This window comes from Tabrizicola sp. (assembly GCF_051645465.1).
Lineage (GTDB): Bacteria > Pseudomonadota > Alphaproteobacteria > Rhodobacterales > Rhodobacteraceae > Tabrizicola.
On the sequence record NZ_JBOFBI010000156.1, the window covers coordinates 1 to 2,029 of the forward strand.

A 2,029-nucleotide genomic window follows, 5' to 3' on the forward strand; every position below is an offset into this window, starting at 1 on the left:
ATGCCTTCTGAATCCAGCCGGCTGCGGGTATCGGCGTCGATGTCAGGGGCAACGGCGATGACGGAATGGCCCAAGGCGATCATCCGCCGCATCAGGTCCAGCCGGAAATTCACGAGCGACCAGGCCAGGCTGCCGATCAACACCACCTTGCGTCCCTGCTCGCCCGGCACGGCGAAGAGGCGATCCCGGCGCGGACCATGCTCGGCGCGCGGCTGGGTCATCAGGTGATCGGACAGCAAGGTCATAGCGACCCCGCCATCTGTCGCCGGGCGACTGTGTCCCTTATTGGATCGGACGCGAGCGTCATCTCGGGCTGCTTAACATCGGAAGGGTGTGAGATGGCGGGGTCGTCGCCCGCAAGTTTGTCCCCCTGAATTTCGTTCCCGGACAGATAGCCGGGCACCAGTTCCCTGAGCGATGCCTTAACCGCAGCCTCGTCACCCGCGCGCGCCGCGATCTCGATCCGCCGGATCGCCGCCCGCAGCTTTGGCATCGCCACGCCAACTGGAACCGCTGATTGCACGCCGGGGATGCCGCTATCCTTGTGCGGTTCGGCCCGGTCAAATAGCTCCTCAAACAGCTTTTCGCCCGGGCGGATGCCGATGAACCTGATTTCGATATCCTTGCCAGGTTCCAGCCCGGCAAGCCGGATCATCCGCCGGGCGACATCTACAATCGCCACCGGCTCGCCCATGTCAAAGACGAAGATCTCGCCGTGGCCGACGCGGTTGGCCAGCCCTTTGGCGGCTGCCACCAGCGATAGCTGCACCGCCTCGCGGATTGTCATGAAAAAGCGGGTCATACGCGCGTCGGTCACGGTCAGCGGCCCACCGTGCTGGATCTGTTGCTGGAACAGCGGCACTAGCGAGCCCGAAGAGCCCAACACATTGCCGAACCGGACCGAGAAGAAGCGCGTGCGCTCGTCGGTTTCCGAGGTGATGCGGTCCTGCGCCTGCACATAGAATTCGGCCACGCGCTTGGTCGCACCCATGACGCTGGTGGCATTCACGGCCTTGTCGGTGGAGATCTGCACCATCGCAATCGCCCTGACGCGGCGGGCCGCGTCGGCGATGTTGCGCGTGCCGACGATGTTGGTCAGCACCCCCTCGCACGGGTTCGCCTCGACCATCGGCACATGCTTCAGCGCGGCGGCGTGGAACACCAACTCGGGCTGGTGCCGGTCGAAGATTGCGTCGACCCGGGCAGCATCGCGGATGCAGGCTACGTAGATGCGACGGGGCACGCCGGGGAAGTGCCGCGCCAGATCCATGTCTATGGTGTAGGCGTTCAGTTCGCTGTGTTCGATCAAGATGAATTCGGATGGGTCGAACGAGGCGATCTGCCGGGTCAACTCACTTCCGATGGAACCGCCAGCGCCGGTGACCAAGACGCGCTGCCCCTGTATCAAATTGCGCAGCATCGAGCGTTCGACTGCCTTTTGCGGCCGGTCGAGAATCTCTTCGGGATCAACAGAGCGCGGCCTGCCGCCTGCAACCGTACCGAGGGGTTCGCTGTCGCTGATCCGGGGCAGCGGGGACACCGGGATGCCATGTGCCTCGGCCCAGGCGACGATCTTGCCGATACCGAGGCTGTCGAAGTGGGTCAAGGGCTCGGACAGAAACACCCGTTGCGGCAACAGGTTGCCAAGCCTGAGGCCCTCGATCACCCGGTCGGGTTCCAGCACCGAACCAAGGATCTCGACATCGTGGAAGAACAGGCCGCGCGTATCCCGCACGTCGTCGATGATTCCCATCAGGGTGAAACTTGCCCCCGGCGTCCGTAACGAGCGTACGAAAAGATCAGCATTGGGTCCGGTTCCCACCAGCAGCACCGGGCTGCGGGCCTCGGCGCGCGTCTTCACACGCAGCCGACGCACCAACTCTCTGTGCCGCGCCGTCAGACGCAGGCCTGCCAGCGCCGGGATGGCGATCAGGAACTGCAAAACATGGATCGACACCGGCACGCCGCCGACCCAGCCCATCTGGCCCGCGTAGAGATAAAGCAGCAGCGTCACGAGGCCCACTCCCTT

2 protein-coding genes are annotated in these 2,029 nt (G+C 64.3%); both read right to left on the reverse strand.

Annotated features, from left to right (window positions below; genetic code table 11):
• Positions 1–245: hypothetical protein (locus tag ACRCSW_RS09900; protein ID WP_438704677.1), on the reverse strand; the 245-nt coding region annotated here is incomplete at its 3' end.
• On the reverse strand, positions 242–2,029 hold a 1,788-nt coding region (locus ACRCSW_RS09905), incomplete at its 5' end, for a polysaccharide biosynthesis protein (protein WP_438704679.1). The genes ACRCSW_RS09905 and ACRCSW_RS09900, both read right to left, overlap by 4 nt.